This window comes from Gilliamella sp. W8145 (genome assembly GCF_016101145.1).
Taxonomy (GTDB): Bacteria; Pseudomonadota; Gammaproteobacteria; order Enterobacterales; family Orbaceae; genus Gilliamella; species Gilliamella apis_A.
Genome location: NZ_JACFRC010000001.1, coordinates 138,203 through 153,729, shown reverse-complemented (window position 1 = coordinate 153,729; position 15,527 = coordinate 138,203). Strand labels below are relative to the sequence as shown.

Sequence of the window (15,527 nt, the reverse complement as noted above, 5' to 3'; positions counted from 1 at the left end):
AAATTGGCTATATAATTTTATTTAATAATAACTTTAAGTTTTTAAACATAATGATCAAAGTTAACCAACTATTTATCTATCCTATTAAATCGATGCAAGGTATAGCATTAACAGCCGCCAATAGTATTGATGGTGGTTTTGAATATGACCGTATTTTGATGATAAGTGAACCAGATGGCATCTTTATTACGGCTAGACAATATCCAGTACTTTTAAAACTTAAAACTACTTTACAAAATAATAAAATAAGGGTTTCGCTGCCAACTAACCAATCAATAACTATTGATTTTGATGAGTTTTCATTAAGCAATGAAGCCACAGAGGTCTGGGGAAATCACTTCACCTCACATATTGCACCAATAAAAGTTAATCAATTTTTTAGTCATATTCTCGAAAAAGATGTACAAATGCGCTGGATAGGCAAACAACTAACCAGAAGAACTAAACGCTACCCAGACGTACCGGTAAGTTTTGCCGATAGTTATCCCTATTTATTATTAAATCAAGCTTCATTCAATTATCTGCAACAGCAATGTCCTGAAACATTGGATATTCAGCAATTTCGTGGCAATATTATTATTGATGGTGCTCTTCCGTTTGCTGAAGATGGATGGAAAACGATTAAAATAGGCGAAGTAATTTTTGATATCGTTAAACCTTGTACCCGTTGTGTACTAACCACCTTCAATGTTAATTCGGCCAAAGCATTACCGAATAATGAACCTTTAAGAACTTTAGGTTACTTTAGAGCTGATTTAGAAGGGAAAATCGATTTTGGCATAAATATGATTGCTCGCAATCATGGCAGTGTATCTATTGGCGATAACATTGAGATACTTGAGCGGCAACCTGCTAAAAATTACATAAAAAACTTCCCTAAACAAACAACAAAAGACTCTCAACTTTGTACAATTACATTCGAAGATAAAAAAATTGTCGGTAATAATCAGCAAACAATTTTAGAACAACTCGAACAACATCATATTTCACTCCCTAATTCTTGTCGAGCTGGCGTATGTGGCCGTTGCTCAGTATTATTAAAAAAAGGAAATGTAAAATCTTTAACTCAATCAGCGGTCAAACAAAATAAACATATTCTTGCTTGTAGTTGTATACCTAAAGGGGATATCACGATAGAATTGGTAAAATGAAAATAACTTTTATTGCAGGACGCAAAATTTATTAAAATTATAAGAAAGATAAAAGGTTATCAAGGATGTTTAGAAAATTATTTTTATTTATATTTCTCTGTTCGCTTTCTACAGCTGCATTTTCTTTGGATCATTATAAAATGGTGTTTGATGATATAAAGGAAGGAAAAGAAGCTAAAATTCTTAAAGAACTAAATGAAGGCAATACAACAAACCTCAGTTCCCTTTCACAATTAGGTATGAATTATATCGAATTAGCGCATAATTTTAGCTTAAAAAATTGTAAAAAGGTTTACAAAATTAATGAGTTGGTGTCTAGTTGGAAGGATCATTTTGTTTTGACCGAAGATATCTACTATAACGAATATGATGAGGAAAAAGAATATAATGACTCCTTATCATATAGATGTAAAAAAGTAGATTATGCAGACATAAATTATTTTATTAAACCTAAATTAGTGGATAAAGGATTATCACTAATTCGAATAGCAATCCTGAATGGTGATTTAAACGCAGTTAGATTATTAATAGATTTAAAAGATTCAGATAAAATACCATACGGTTATGTCATTAATTTAATTGAATGTTTAAAAACAGATAATGAGATAAATGTTAATCAATATGCATCATTTTTAATTGGGCAAGAGTATCTTACCTCCCCACAGATTGATCCAACAAGCGCATTGCAACAATTTGCTAATGCAACAGATATTGATGATCCATCTTTATCCTATTTTATTGCTTACGCTAAAATTGAAAAGCTAATTGAGGATTTATTAGATAATAAATACAGTTTTAGTGACGAAGATTATAAACATGAAAACAAAATAATTGATAAAGATACCTTAGAAAATATTCAAGAGAAAGCTTCTCGAGGCAATATAAAATCCCTACTTTATTTGAGCAAATATTATGTAAACGAAGTAAAGCTAAGTAAAGCTTTGATGTATTTTAATCAAGCTTGCTCACTAGCGTCTTCACGAGCATGTGAAATGTATCAGTTACAGTTCAAGCTTTCAGAAAATCGAGAATTTTACACTTTATTAGAAAAATTTGATAAAGATACACTTGATCCTGAAATAGCCATTGCCATTGCTAAATGGTGTGAATCACACCACAAGTATTTAGCTGCAATTTATTTCTATTCACATGTTGCTGATAACAATCCTCAATTATTTCTTCATATAGCTGATTTATATCCTAAAACAGAGCTTTTTACCTCCGAAAAAGATGCAGAAATATTGAAAAATTATATCAACTATGTGAATTATGTTAAAAGTCCTAAAATCATGGAAAAGATTGCTTTCAAGTATGACGATGATTCAAATCTTGATAAAAAAATTTATTGGTTAGAAGCGGCTGCAAATGCGGGTAGTTTTTCATCTAAACAAACATTATCCGAAATGTATATGAAAGGCGATTATGTAACTCAAAATTATGACAAAGCAATTTACTGGCATCAAAGATACTGTTTCGATGAACAAGATGGATATACATGGGGAAGTTGTATTGCTTTAAATAAATTAAAACAAGATCCTCAATTACAACGTGCATTAGATAATGGTGATATGGAGGCCCAGTACAAAGTAGGTTCAATGTTTATTGAACATACAACATTGTATGAAATAGGGGTAGATTTACTTGAAAAAGCAGCCAAACAAGGTCATAGCTCAGCTGAACTGAGACTAATTTTGAATCGTAGTAAACGCAGCGATTTAAACTTTTCTCAATGATATTAAATTGAAAGTAAAATTATTTTATTAGATGGAATTGTTAATTTAAAAAAGAATAGATTAATAAATGAGTAGAAACTTGCTACTCATTTTGAATAAAATTATATTAATTAAGAAATGGCTTTTAATGCTAATTGCTCATTCTCAGAAACTGCTGAATTTTCTGTTTTTGCTAATGAGTTAACTAAAGCTAATCTGTCATTCATCACTTTGATTGCTTCTGAAAAATAGAAAGTTTTATTCATCGCTACAAATGTTGGTTGGGCAATAATACAAAGTGAGGCGTTTTCACCCGCTTCAACAACTAATAAACATACTTTTTGGCCATTCTCTTGCATATTTACGCTAACAACATCAGCTACTTTAGGTTGGTAAAACATTGGCTGTTGAGAAAAATACCAGCTTTTAGGCATTTGTGGCTTTAAAAAATTTGCTGCAACAATTGCATTAATGGATAATTCAATTTTTTGAGAGTCAGTTAACGCCAACGATTGACAGCTATCATAAAACTGATAATAAGCTGTTGCATCATCAACTGAAAAAGAAAACTCATTAAATACATCTGGAATTAATATTTTGCTAGCATAATTACAACGAAATAGCATTTCTGATGAAATTTCAAGCATTAAACTATCATATTCATTATCAAAATACCAACGCCAGCTGTCTGTTGGTCGAAAAGCCATTTTCATTGATATTTCATCCTTTCAAATTGAACTAAATTTGAACAAAATATATCATGATTTATATAAAAAATAAATAAAAATTTAAAATAAGAAAATTTTAATTATTTAATTTTTAAAAATTTTATGTCGATCCACTCAAGATCAAAATGATCTAAGTTAGATCTAAATTTAGATCTTAATGATCCTTTCGGATCAAATTTAATTTTAATGAAAATAGCATGTATATATAATTATAAATAACAAATTTTTAGCATAAAAAAAGGTGCTATTTAGCACCTTTTTATAATCAGTTAATAGAATTAACTTGCAACATTAATACGTTTCATATCAGTCATATAGCTACGAAGTTTACGTCCAATAACTTCGATTGGATGATGACGAATAGCTTCATTAACATCACGTAGTTGTGCGTTATCAACACTTCCTTCAGGGATTGCTTTCCCTAAATCACCAGCTTGTAACATTGGCATAAATTTCTCTTTTAATAATGGTACAGCAGCATTAGCAAATAAATAGTTACCATATTCAGCTGTATCTGAAATAACAACATTCATTTCATACAGACGTTTACGGGCAATAGTATTTGCGATAAGTGGTAATTCGTGTAATGATTCATAATAAGCTGATTCAGGTAAAATTCCAGACTCAAGCATGGTTTCAAATGCTAGTTCAACACCAGCTTTAACCATAGCAACCATTACAACTCCTTGATCGAAATAAGCTTGTTCATCAATCTTACCTTGGTATTCTGCCGCTTTTTCAAATGCAGTTTCACCTGTTTCTTTACGCCATTTCAATAAATTAACATCATCGTTAGCCCAATCTTTCATCATAGTAGATGAAAACTCACCAGAAATAATGTCATCCATATGTTTACGATAAAGATCGGTCATAATTACTTTTAATTCTTTAGCTAACGCATTAGCGCGTAACTTAGCTGGATTTGATAAACGATCCATCATTAAGGTAATACCACCTTGTTTTAATGCTTCAGTGATCGTTTCCCAACCAAATTGTAATAATTTACACGCATATGCTGGATCTACGCCATCAGCGACCAATTTATCAAAGCAAAGTAATGATCCTGTTTGTAACATACCACATAAAATAGTTTGTTCACCCATTAGATCTGATTTAACTTCAGCAACAAAAGAAGATTGTAATACACCAGCACGATGACCACCTGTTGCCGCCGCCCATGCTTTAGCAATTGCTAGACCTTCACCTTTCGGATCGTTTTCTGGATGCACAGCGATCAAGGTTGGTACACCAAATCCACGTTTATATTCTTCACGAACTTCTGTTCCTGGACATTTTGGCGCAACCATGACGACAGTAATATCTGGTCGGATTTTTTCACCAACTTCAACGATATTAAAACCATGTGAATAACCTAATGCCGCATCTTTTTTCATTAATGGTTGTACAGCTTGTACCACAGCAGAATGTTGTTTATCTGGAGTAAGGTTGATAACCAAATCAGCTGTTGGAATTAATTCTTCATAAGTTCCTACTTTAAAACCATTTTCAGTAGCTTTTTTCCATGATGCTCTTTTTTCATCAATAGCTTCTTTACGTAATGCATAAGCGATATCTAAACCAGAATCACGCATATTTAGCCCTTGGTTAAGACCTTGTGCACCACAACCTACGATGACAATTTTTTTGCCTTTTAAAAAATTAGCTTCTGATGCAAATTCATCACGCGCCATAAAACGACATTGACCTAATTGTTCTAATTTTTCGCGTAAATTTAGTGTATTAAAATAATTTGACATTATTCTCTCCATGAGTTGAATTTCTAATAATTAATTTGTATGCACTATACCGTAAAAGCATAATTGCGGAAATTGATATATTTAGAATATTGTGTTGCATAAATTGCAATATACTTGCTAAGTTAACTACTTTCTTTTACTCTAAGCCACCCCAAATCACTTAACCATTTATTTAATATGGATACTCGTTACAAGCAAGCTAATAAAGAAGCGAAACTTTCATTGCTACTGACTATCATTTACTTCGCTGCATGGGTAATTACTGCATATACTGTCAGAAATCAAACAGGATTTTTGGGTTTACCATTATGGTTTGAACTATCCTGTATATTTATACCATTGGGTTTTATCTTGCTGTGTTTTGCTATAGTAAAAAAACAATTTAAAAATATTCCACTAGAATAGGCCATAAAACCGTGCAAATAGATATTATTCTTCCTCTTGTTATTTATCTTATATTTGTATTTGCATTATCAATTTATGCATATGCAAAACGAAAAAAAGTAAACCAATTTACTGATTATTTTATTGGTAATCGGACTATGGGCGGTTTTTTACTGGCAATGACTTTAGCTGCAACTTATATTAGTGCCAGTTCTTTTATCGGTGGGCCAGGGGCTGCTTATAAATATGGTCTCGGTTGGGTTCTGTTATCGATGATTCAAGTTCCAACCGTATTATTATCACTTGGTATTCTCGGCAAAAAATTCGCAATTTTAGCGCGTAAATACAATGCAATAACGCTAAGTGATATGCTCTATTCTCATTATAAAAGCAAGCTAATTGTATGGCTTGCCAGCATTGCTTTAATTGCGGCTTTTATTGGTGCTATGACCGTACAATTTGTCGGTGGAGCCCGATTATTACAATCATCTGTAGGTATTCCCTATGATATAGGATTACTTATTTTTGGTATTGGTACCGTAATTTACACAGCTTTTGGCGGATTTAGAGCCAGCATATTAAATGATGCATTTCAAGGGTTGGTAATGATGATTGGTGCCATTTTGTTATTAATTGCCATTATTTATGCTGGCGGTGGCATTACAAATATAGTTGATCGTTTAAATCAGATCGATCCTGCTTTATTAACACCTCAAGGGCCTGACAATTTTATGGACTTCCCATTTATGGCATCATTCTGGGTTTTAGTCTGTTTTGGAGTTGTTGGTTTACCTCATACCGCTGTTCGTTGCATGGCTTATAAAGATAGTAAGGCTGTTCATCAAGGCATTATTATTGGTACTGCTGTTGTGACCGTTATCATGTTAACTATGCATCTATCTGGCGCCCTTGGAAGAGCAATAATAAGTGATTTAACCATTCCAGACCAAATTGTGCCAACATTAATTATAAAGGTTTTACCTCCTTTAGCCGCAGGAATTTTTTTGGCAGCACCATTATCAGCAATTATGTCCACCATTAATGCACAATTATTACAAGTTTCATCTGTAATTATTAAAGACCTGTTCTTAACGATGAGACCAAATACTAAATTTAGTGATAAAATGCTTACTCGCATATCAATTATCATCACCTTTATTTTTGGTGGTTTATTAATTGTCGCTGCATGGAACCCACCAGAAATGATCATATGGCTTAATTTATTAGCTTTTGGTGGACTTGAAGCAGTATTCTTATGGCCTCTAGTACTAGGATTATATTGGAAAAAAGCTAATTCAACAGGTGCTTTTTGCTCGATGTTTGCTGGTGCTATAAGCTACACATTACTTGCTGTTTATAACATTAAAATTTATGCTTTCCATCCAATAGTGCCATCATTACTTATTGGATTAGTTATATTTATTATTGCCAATCATTTTGGCCAGACGGGAAAATATTATGCCTTGGATTCAACTCAGAATTAACACAACTAGTGATTTAGCTGAAAGTATTAGCGAACAATTAGAAGAATCAGGGGCAGTGTCAGTCACTTTTCAAGATACTTTTGATAACCCTGTTTTTGAACCTTTACCTGGTGAAACAAAACTTTGGGGGAATACCGATGTTGTCGGATTATATGATGCTGAAACAGATATTGACGAGTTAAAAACAATTTTAAATCTTGAGCAATATTCTTATAAAATCGAACAATTGGAAGATAAAGACTGGGAACGAGAATGGATGGATAATTTCCATCCAATGCAATTTGGTAAACGATTGTGGATTTGCCCTAGCTGGCGTGAAATACCCGATCCCAATGCGGTTAATGTAATGTTGGATCCGGGTTTAGCTTTCGGTACAGGTACTCATCCTACGACGGCTTTATGTTTAACTTGGCTAGACAGTCTCGATCTTAATAACAAAATTGTGATCGATTATGGATGTGGTTCAGGTATTTTAGCCATTGCGGCGTTAAAATTAGGTGCAGCAAGAGTTATAGGCATTGATATTGATCCTCAAGCGATCCAAGCAAGTCATGACAATGCTGAACGTAACAAAGTAAGTGAAAAGATTGAGCTTTATTTAGCAAAAGATATTCCTAATAATTTACAAGCTGATGTGGTAGTAGCTAACATTTTGGCAGGCCCATTGAAAGAACTTAAACCCCAGATTAGTAAATTAGTAAAGCCATCAGGAGAACTTGGACTATCTGGAATTTTAGCTAATCAATCGCAAAGCGTATATGACGCATATCAAACTGAGTTTGTCCTTGATCCGGTTATTGAACAGGATGAATGGTGCCGTATAACCGGTAAAAAATTATAAAAAATTAACATTACCCCTTTTAACTTCGAGAAAAAATGCGTAATATAGCCGGCCTTAATTCGCTTAGTATCGGCAAGGTCAATTTGAAAAATAATCTGATTGCTGCTCCAATGGCAGGAATCAGTGATAAACCGTTTCGGAATTTATGTCACCGCTTTGGTGCTGGAATGACTGTCTCTGAAATGTTTTTAGCAAATTCTGATGTTTGGCATACTGATAAATCAGCATTAAGAATGATTTCAAATGATGATGTCGGTATACGTGCAGTTCAAATAGTTGGCTCAGACCCCGACGAAATGGCGAGAGCAGCTGAATTTAACGTCAAGCATGGAGCTCAGTTAATTGACATCAATATGGGATGTCCGGCTAAAAAGGTAAATAAAAAATTAGCTGGCTCTGCTTTAATGCAGTATCCAGAGCTAATAAAAACTATTTTGCAGAAAGTTGTTGGTGCTGTTGATGTACCAGTAACATTAAAAACTCGGACTGGATGGGATAAAAATAATAGAAATTGCATTGAAATCGCACAAATTGCGCAGGATTGTGGCATAAAGGCCATTACTATTCATGGGCGAAGTCGTGCATGCTTATTCAATGGAAAGGCTGAATATGAATCCATTAAAGCAGTTAAAGAAAAGGTTACTATTCCGGTAATTGCAAATGGTGATATTTGTACCCCAGAACAAGCAAAAGATGTTTTTAAATATACGCAAGCTGATGGTATAATGATCGGCCGAGCGGCACAAGGGCGACCTTGGATATTTGAAGAAATTGCATTCTATTTAGCACATGGACAGTTAAAAAAAAATAAGTCAATTGATGAAGTTGAGCAAATAGTGTTAACACACCTTGAAGAACTTTATCAATTCTATGGAGAATACAAAGGATTACGGATTGCCAGAAAGCATGTAAATTGGTATACCAAGAACTATGCTGACAGCGATCAATTCAGGCGCTTATTTAGTGTACTTAGCAATTCATGTGAGCAAGTAAAAACACTAAAAGCATTTTTTAGTCAAATTAGAAACAAATAAAAGAGTTAAATATACTATGTCAGAACAACGCGTTACAGCTGCAGCACTTAAATTTACAACTGTAAACTCACAAGACCAAATAACACAAAAACCTTTGCGAGATTCGGTAAAACAAGCTTTAAAAAACTATTTATCACAATTAAATGGTGAAGATCCTACTGATCTATATGAATTAGTGTTAGCTGAAGTTGAACACCCATTCCTTGATATGGTTATGCAATATACTCGTGGCAATCAAACTCGAGCAGCAAATATGCTTGGTATCAACCGTGGTACTCTACGCAAAAAATTAAAACAATATGGAATGAGTTAGTCTAAATCTCTAAAACCATATTATAGGATTATTTAAAAGCGTCTTCTTTGGAGGACGCTTTTTTTGTTCTCAATATATCAATTAGATGTTATTTACGCTGAAAAACGTTTAATTAATGTAGGAGTTAAAGTCAATATTTGTCGCGACTCTTGAGGATTTTGAATACGATTTAGTAAAGTTTCGACTGCTAACTGGCCTAATTCTTCTTTTGGTTGATGGATAGTTGTCAAAGAAGGAGTCATGTATTGCGCAATTTCAATATCATCATAACCAATAATAGCGATATCTTTGCCAACTTCAAGACCATTTTGATATAGAGTTTGGTAAGCACCAATTGCCATGGCATCATTAAAACAAAATACCGCTTCCGGCGGAATCGGTAAATCTAATAATTGCTGCATAGCAATCACGCCAGATGAAAAGTGAAAATCCCCTTGTACTTCATAGCCGTCAAGTATGGTTATATTAGCGGCTTGCAGAGCATTTCTAAAGCCTTTTAAACGCAATTGAGATTGGTTATTATTCAATGGCCCAGTAATACAAGCAATCTTTTTATAATTTTGTTCAATGAGATAATTGGTAGCTAAAGTAGCACCATATAAAGAATGATCCTTTATAATATCATAAAGAGCACTAAATGGTGTCCGGTCCACCATAACTATGGCAAGTTTAGGATATTTAGTGAATATCTGTTGTGGGATTGGCTGAGTTTCAGTACACATTGTTAGTAAACCATCAACACGTTTTTGTAATAAATGTTCAATATTAATTAACATTCGTTGCTGGTCACCTTCGGTATGACATAATATCAAATTATACCCCAGTCTATAACAGCATCTCTCAACGCCCTGCACTATTTCTGAAAAGAAGGGGTTATTACTTGCTGTTACTACCATACCAATAGTAAATGTTTTATTACTTTTTAAACTTCGAGCAATGGCTGAAGGTGTATAATTTAGTTGTTTGATTGCCAATTCAACTTTTTTGCGAATAGTTGGACTAACATAACGGTCATTATTAATGACATGAGAGACTGTTGATGTCGATACTTTCGCAAAATTTGCGATATCCTTCATAGTTGCCAAGTTTAAACTACCTATTTACTTTGTTGTTCAAGAAACTCTTCTACTTCATTTCGAGATGGTACTGCTGTTTGAGATCCCGATTTCGTAACTGATAATGCACCAGCTGCATGGGCATATTTAATCGCTTGTTCTAAAGTTTTACCTTCTAACAACGCGGTAACTAACATACCATTGAAAGTATCACCTGCACCAATAGTATCAATTGCTTTGACTTTAAATCCAGCAATGATTGCCCCTTGTTGTGCAGAACTTACCCAGGCACCTTTACAGCCTAAAGTAATAATAACCGTTTCGATACCTTTTTTATGTAAAAAAATCGCAGCTTGCTCGGCATCTTTTTCCGTTAAAACTTTAATACCTGTTAAGTATTCAGCTTCAGTTTCATTAGGGGTAATAATATCAATGTGTTTAAGTAAATCATCTGATAATTTTTGTGCTGGAGCCGGATTTAAAATAACTTGAGTCTGATGTTGTTTAGCCAATTTTGCTGCTTGTTCAATTGTTGCCAACGGTGTTTCCAATTGCATTAAAATAGCATCAGCATTGATAATATCTTCTTTATATTTAAGTAAATATTCTGTAGTAACTTGTGCATTTGCACCAGCATGGATAGCAATTTGATTTTCACCTTGTGCATTAACTAAAATCAAAGCTACCCCAGTATTTTGCCCTTCAATACAAGCTACTGAACAAGTATTAATATTATCATTGTTAAGCTGCTGTTTAATTTTGTTACCTAGTTCATCATTTCCGACAGCAGCAATAAATTGAATATTTGCACCCAATCGACCTGCTGCAACAGCTTGGTTTGCCCCCTTACCACCGAAAGAAATTTTATAGTTTGATCCTGATAATGTTTCACCCGGTTTAGGAAACTTAGGAACATTTAAAATATGATCAACATTAACACTACCTAAGACAATCAATTTTTTACGTTTCATTTATCTAATTCCTAATTAAATAGGACGTTTATCACGTCCTATACTAATCTATTTACTAATTAATTTTAACTCCACAGGAATACTCGGACTGACTTTTTCACCTTTTATAACTTTATCAGCGATTTCGACCCCAATTGCGCCAATTTTATCGGGTTGTTGTGCCACAGTTGCAGCTAATTTACCGCGTTCTACAGATTTGATACCATCATCAGTACCATCGAATCCAACGATCAAAATGTCAGTTCGACCAGCGGTTTGAATCGCTCGCATTGCACCTAATGCCATTTCATCATTTTCTGCAAATACAGCTTGAACAGTGGGATAAGCCGTTAATAAATTTTGCATAACATTCATACCTTTAGCTCTATCAAAATCCGCAGGCTGTGCAGTTAAAATGGTAAAATTATTTTCTTGTTGTGACTGATTAAATCCTTCACCTCTTTCACGTGAAGCCGAAGTACCTACAATTCCTTGTAGTTGAATGACTTTTGCCTGTTTACCTAACTTATTAACAATAAAATCACCAGCCATTTTACCGCCAGCAACATTGTCTGATGCTATATGGCTAACTACCTCACCTTTCACTGAACCACGGTCAAGGGTTATAACAGGAATATTTGCTTTGTTAGCCGCTAGAACAGCGTTACCAACTGCTTCCGAATCTGTCGGATTAATTAAAATAATCTTTGTTCCTTTAACAATTGTATCTTCAACATTTGCTAACTCTTTGGCGGGATTATTTTGGGAATCTAATACTACTAAATCGTAACCTAGTTCATTAGCTTTTTTTACGGCTCCCTCTTTTAAAGTAACAAAAAATGGATTGTTTAGCGTGGATATTATTAAAGCAATATTCTCTTTTGCCGAAGCTTGAAAGACAAATAAAAAACTTATTAATACAGCAATGTACTTATTTAATCTCATAACTTTCTCCTAGCTACTTTTATTAAAAAAATTACTTATTAGTTTTTTTATCAACTAAAACCGCAAGTAATATGACGCCACCTTTGACTATCATTTGATAATACGCATCGACCCCTAACATATTTAAACCATTATTCAAAAAACCTAGAATTAACGCACCGATTAGGGTCCCAATAATTTTACCGCGCCCTCCTGACATACTTGTGCCGCCAAGAACAACAGCAGCAATTGCATCCATCTCGTAACCCGTTCCTGCTGTGGGTTGAGCAGAGGACAATCTTGAAACCTCAATTGTACTGGCAACAGCACACAGTAAACCACTCATCGCATAAACAATAATTTTTACCTTATCAACATTGATACCTGATAATTGTGTTGCTGATTCGTTACCGCCAAGGGCATAAATATAGCGACCTAAACGCGTATATTTCAACAAATACCATGCCGCGGCAAACACAACCAACATAATGATAATTGGTACTGGAATACCGAATACTCGACCAAATGCGATCCATTCAAACATTTCGGAATTATCATTAGTACCAATAGAAATTGGACTTCCTTTTGTATATACCAGTGTTGCACCACGTAAGATTAACATCATCACTAATGTTGCAATAAAAGCTTGAAGCTTTCCTTTCGCGATAATGACTCCAGAAAAGGCCCCTAATATTGCACTTAAAATTAAAGCAGTACATATAGCAATAAATGGGGAAATGTCGGCACCAATCATCGATGCGGTCACAGCGCCCGCTAGTGCAAATATCGAGCCAACTGTAAGATCAATACCGGATGTTAGAATGACTAAAGTCATTCCAACCGCGATAATGGCGTTAATTGAGGTTTGCTGCAAAATATTAAAAATATTATTTAACGTGAAAAAGTTATCACTTAAACATGAAACGATTAAGATTAATACCAGTAACGTTATTAATGACTTCTGCTCAACTAATACATTTTTGAGCGTTTTATTTTGCAGCATCAGATTTCTCCTGTGTTTTTCCTACGGCAGCGGCCATAAGTTTTTCTTGTGTTGCTTCATTAATAGTAAAATTTCCGGTTACTTTTCCTTCATGAATAACTAAAATACGATCACTCATGCCAAGAATTTCGGGCATGTCGGACGAAACTAAGATAACACTTAATCCTTGTTGTTTGAATTGATTGATCAGTTGATAAATTTCCTTTTTAGCGCCAACATCAACACCTCTGGTTGGTTCATCCAAAATTAATATGCTTGGGCGTGTCATTAATCCTTTAGCAATAGCAACTTTTTGTTGATTACCACCTGATAATAAACCTATAGTTTGATTAATTGATGGGGTTTTAATATTGAATAGTCCCACATAATCATCAACCGCTCGTCGTTCATTTTTTAGTTTTAACTGTTTAAATTGATTAACAAAATAACCAAGGGAGTTGAGTGACATATTATCTTTAACTGACATGCCTAAAATTAATCCATCTCTTTTGCGGTCTTCAGAGATATAAACAATGCCGTTCATTAAACCATCTTTTGGCGAACGTGTTTTAATGGCTTTGCCATTTAAAGTTATTGTTCCTGATTTAGCGGGATTTGCGCCATAAATCATCTTCATCAACTCGGTTCGTCCAGCCCCCATAAGACCAGAGATGCCTAATATTTCTCCTTCATGAAGAGAAAAACTAACATCATTCACACCATCACCAATAAGGTGGTTAACCTGTAACGTGATATTTCCTTTTTCCATTTCGATGCGTGGATATTGTTCTTCAAGCTTACGACCCACCATCATCTCAATTAAACTATCTTCATCCAATTGCGTGATCTTCTTTTCACCCACAAATTGACCATCACGTAATACAGTCACTGCATCGCAAATTTGAAAGATTTCTTTTAGACGATGCGAGATATAGACAATGCCACAATTTTGTTTTTTGAGTTTATTAATGACTTCAAATAATGAAGCGGTTTCTGTATCGGTGAGAGCATCGGTTGGTTCATCCATAATGATAACTTTAGAATCAAAACTTAGCACTTTGGCAATTTCAACCATTTGCTGTTCACCAATCGACAAATCACTAATCAATCTTCGACTGTTATAATTCAAATGCAATTGCGCTAATAATTTATCGGCTTCAGCATAGGTTTTTTGCCAATCAATACAACCGAATTTATTGGTAAATTCTCGACCTAAAAAGATATTTTCGGCGATGGATAATTGCGGTATTAAATTCAATTCTTGATGAATTATACCTATTCCGGCTAATTGCGAAGCTTTGGGACCATTGAAGTTAACTTTACTACCTTGATAAATAATTTCACCAGAATCTTTTTTATATATTCCTGTGAGTACTTTCATTAACGTAGATTTACCCGCGCCATTTTCGCCGATTAAGGCCATAACTTGACCAGCTTTAACAGTCAGATTAGCGCCTGAAAGCGCTTTAACACCGGGAAAAGATTTAGATATATCAGTAAGCTGTAATAAAATATCACTCATAAAATTCCCATTATTTTAATTGTTGTTTTTAAAAAATTACTCCCGACTGTAGAATAATATTCGCGTAAGGTGAACATTCACCAGTCCTAATTACCGCTTTGCATTCGCTGGTTTGCTGTTTTAACATTTCGTGAGTGACATATTCTATATCAATTATATTTTGTTGTGATTCCTCAATTTGTTTAATCTGAGCTAATATTTTTTTATTTATCTCTGGATTATGTTCAAGGATCTCTTCTGCCAGAAGAACTTTTTCAATTTGCATAGATTCAGTTACAGTTTCCAAAACTTGCATAAAAGATGGCACGCCAGATGTCAGCGCCAGATCTATTCTTTCAACATTTTCAGGTATGGGTAAACCTGCATCACCAATAGCAATTTGATCGGTATGTCCCATTTTGGCTAAAGTCTGAACTATTACTGAATTGAACAACTTACTTTTATACATAATGCAATCCTAAGAATAATAATGAAATTGTTTATCGAAACGTTTCGATGAAGGCTTAATCTGTCAAGACTAAAGATATAATGAATTAAAACTAAATGAGTTGCAATGAATAAAATATGAATATTTGATACAAATCAATATAATTATTCATTATTAAAATGACATGAACCAATGAAAAAATAGATTGATAATGAACTTTAGTTAAAAGTTTGTTAAAATGATGCGATTTTTAAATTATTTAA

The 15,527-nt window shown here is 33.9% G+C and carries 15 protein-coding genes; 7 read left to right on the top strand and 8 right to left on the bottom strand.

Going from position 1 to position 15,527, the window contains the following annotated elements; genetic code table 11:
* The first annotated feature begins 50 nt into the window (after window positions 1–50).
* Both H3T80_RS00700 and H3T80_RS00695 read left to right on the top strand, forming a co-directional pair.
* Entirely contained in the window at window positions 51–1,151 is a 1,101-nt protein-coding gene (locus tag H3T80_RS00700; RefSeq protein WP_198199186.1) for a YcbX family protein, read from the top strand.
* Window positions 1,152–1,216: 65 nt separating this feature from the next.
* The gene (locus H3T80_RS00695) at window positions 1,217–2,884 is read left to right on the top strand and encodes a tetratricopeptide repeat protein (protein ID WP_198199185.1); all 1,668 of its coding nucleotides are present in this window, start codon (window positions 1,217–1,219) and stop codon (window positions 2,882–2,884) included.
* 110 nt (window positions 2,885–2,994) lie between these two features.
* Here H3T80_RS00695 and H3T80_RS00690 read toward each other — a convergent pair whose 3' ends face one another.
* Together H3T80_RS00690 and ilvC are read right to left on the bottom strand one after the other, a co-directional pair.
* Window positions 2,995–3,576: a cell division protein ZapC gene (locus H3T80_RS00690; RefSeq protein WP_198199184.1), complete on the bottom strand. Its 582-nt coding sequence runs from the start codon at window positions 3,574–3,576 to the stop codon at window positions 2,995–2,997.
* Between the two features lie 293 nt (window positions 3,577–3,869).
* Entirely contained in the window at window positions 3,870–5,348 is a 1,479-nt protein-coding gene (ilvC, locus tag H3T80_RS00685; protein WP_065614117.1) for a ketol-acid reductoisomerase, read from the bottom strand.
* 177 nt (window positions 5,349–5,525) lie between these two features.
* On the opposite strand from ilvC, the gene H3T80_RS00680 reads away from it, so the two are divergent.
* Genes H3T80_RS00680 through fis form a run of 5 tightly spaced genes read left to right on the top strand, consistent with a single transcriptional unit; the run spans window position 5,526 to window position 9,404 of the window.
* The gene (locus H3T80_RS00680) at window positions 5,526–5,753 is read left to right on the top strand and encodes a YhdT family protein (protein WP_198199183.1); all 228 of its coding nucleotides are present in this window, start codon (window positions 5,526–5,528) and stop codon (window positions 5,751–5,753) included.
* Between the two features lie 11 nt (window positions 5,754–5,764).
* A complete protein-coding gene (panF, locus tag H3T80_RS00675) occupies window positions 5,765–7,216 on the top strand; it encodes a sodium/pantothenate symporter (RefSeq protein ID WP_198199182.1) in 1,452 nt (483 codons plus the stop codon).
* A complete protein-coding gene (gene prmA, locus H3T80_RS00670; protein ID WP_198199181.1) occupies window positions 7,191–8,057 on the top strand; it encodes a 50S ribosomal protein L11 methyltransferase in 867 nt (288 codons plus the stop codon). The genes panF and prmA overlap by 26 nt, the downstream gene beginning before the upstream one ends.
* A 35-nt stretch (window positions 8,058–8,092) precedes the next feature.
* Complete coding sequence (dusB, locus tag H3T80_RS00665) at window positions 8,093–9,091, top strand: tRNA dihydrouridine synthase DusB (protein WP_198199180.1); 999 nt, start codon at window positions 8,093–8,095, stop codon at window positions 9,089–9,091.
* A 16-nt stretch (window positions 9,092–9,107) separates the two neighbouring features.
* Window positions 9,108–9,404, top strand: coding sequence for a DNA-binding transcriptional regulator Fis (fis, locus tag H3T80_RS00660; RefSeq protein WP_034883623.1), 297 nt, complete (start codon window positions 9,108–9,110; stop codon window positions 9,402–9,404).
* A 92-nt stretch (window positions 9,405–9,496) separates the two neighbouring features.
* Here the strand turns inward: fis and H3T80_RS00655 are convergent, their stop codons facing one another.
* From H3T80_RS00655 to rbsD, 6 genes are read right to left on the bottom strand one after another with little or no spacing between them, the layout of a single operon-like run.
* On the bottom strand, window positions 9,497–10,489 hold the full coding sequence (locus tag H3T80_RS00655) for a substrate-binding domain-containing protein (RefSeq protein ID WP_198199179.1): 993 nt from the start codon (window positions 10,487–10,489) through the stop codon (window positions 9,497–9,499).
* Window positions 10,490–10,500: 11 nt separating this feature from the next.
* Window positions 10,501–11,430, bottom strand: a complete 930-nt coding sequence (rbsK, locus tag H3T80_RS00650) for a ribokinase (protein WP_198199178.1) — start codon at window positions 11,428–11,430, stop codon at window positions 10,501–10,503.
* A gap of 48 nt (window positions 11,431–11,478) precedes the next feature.
* Window positions 11,479–12,354, bottom strand: coding sequence for a ribose ABC transporter substrate-binding protein RbsB (gene rbsB, locus H3T80_RS00645; protein ID WP_110448282.1), 876 nt, complete (start codon window positions 12,352–12,354; stop codon window positions 11,479–11,481).
* 31 nt (window positions 12,355–12,385) lie between these two features.
* Window positions 12,386–13,336 (bottom strand): ribose ABC transporter permease, encoded by a 951-nt coding sequence (gene rbsC, locus H3T80_RS00640; RefSeq protein WP_198199177.1) that lies wholly within the window; start codon window positions 13,334–13,336, stop codon window positions 12,386–12,388.
* Window positions 13,323–14,837: a ribose ABC transporter ATP-binding protein RbsA gene (gene rbsA / locus H3T80_RS00635; RefSeq protein WP_110448284.1), complete on the bottom strand. Its 1,515-nt coding sequence runs from the start codon at window positions 14,835–14,837 to the stop codon at window positions 13,323–13,325. The genes rbsC and rbsA overlap by 14 nt, the downstream gene beginning before the upstream one ends.
* A 28-nt stretch (window positions 14,838–14,865) precedes the next feature.
* Window positions 14,866–15,285, bottom strand: a complete 420-nt coding sequence (rbsD, locus tag H3T80_RS00630) for a D-ribose pyranase (protein ID WP_110448285.1) — start codon at window positions 15,283–15,285, stop codon at window positions 14,866–14,868.
* Window positions 15,286–15,527 lie beyond the last annotated feature (242 nt).

Excerpts from the sequence above, each read along its gene's own strand:
- H3T80_RS00700 (WP_198199186.1), top strand. The coding sequence starts at position 51 with ATGATCAAAGTTAACCAACTATTTATCTATCCTATTAAATCGATGCAA.
- H3T80_RS00695 (WP_198199185.1), top strand. The coding sequence starts at position 1,217 with ATGTTTAGAAAATTATTTTTATTTATATTTCTCTGTTCGCTTTCTACA.
- H3T80_RS00690 (WP_198199184.1), bottom strand. The coding sequence starts at position 3,576 with ATGAAAATGGCTTTTCGACCAACAGACAGCTGGCGTTGGTATTTTGAT.
- ilvC (WP_065614117.1), bottom strand. The coding sequence starts at position 5,348 with ATGTCAAATTATTTTAATACACTAAATTTACGCGAAAAATTAGAACAA.
- H3T80_RS00680 (WP_198199183.1), top strand. The coding sequence starts at position 5,526 with ATGGATACTCGTTACAAGCAAGCTAATAAAGAAGCGAAACTTTCATTG.
- prmA (WP_198199181.1), top strand. The coding sequence starts at position 7,191 with ATGCCTTGGATTCAACTCAGAATTAACACAACTAGTGATTTAGCTGAA.
- dusB (WP_198199180.1), top strand. The coding sequence starts at position 8,093 with ATGCGTAATATAGCCGGCCTTAATTCGCTTAGTATCGGCAAGGTCAAT.
- fis (WP_034883623.1), top strand. The coding sequence starts at position 9,108 with ATGTCAGAACAACGCGTTACAGCTGCAGCACTTAAATTTACAACTGTA.
- rbsK (WP_198199178.1), bottom strand. The coding sequence starts at position 11,430 with ATGAAACGTAAAAAATTGATTGTCTTAGGTAGTGTTAATGTTGATCAT.
- rbsB (WP_110448282.1), bottom strand. The coding sequence starts at position 12,354 with ATGAGATTAAATAAGTACATTGCTGTATTAATAAGTTTTTTATTTGTC.
- rbsC (WP_198199177.1), bottom strand. The coding sequence starts at position 13,336 with ATGCTGCAAAATAAAACGCTCAAAAATGTATTAGTTGAGCAGAAGTCA.
- rbsA (WP_110448284.1), bottom strand. The coding sequence starts at position 14,837 with ATGAGTGATATTTTATTACAGCTTACTGATATATCTAAATCTTTTCCC.
- rbsD (WP_110448285.1), bottom strand. The coding sequence starts at position 15,285 with ATGTATAAAAGTAAGTTGTTCAATTCAGTAATAGTTCAGACTTTAGCC.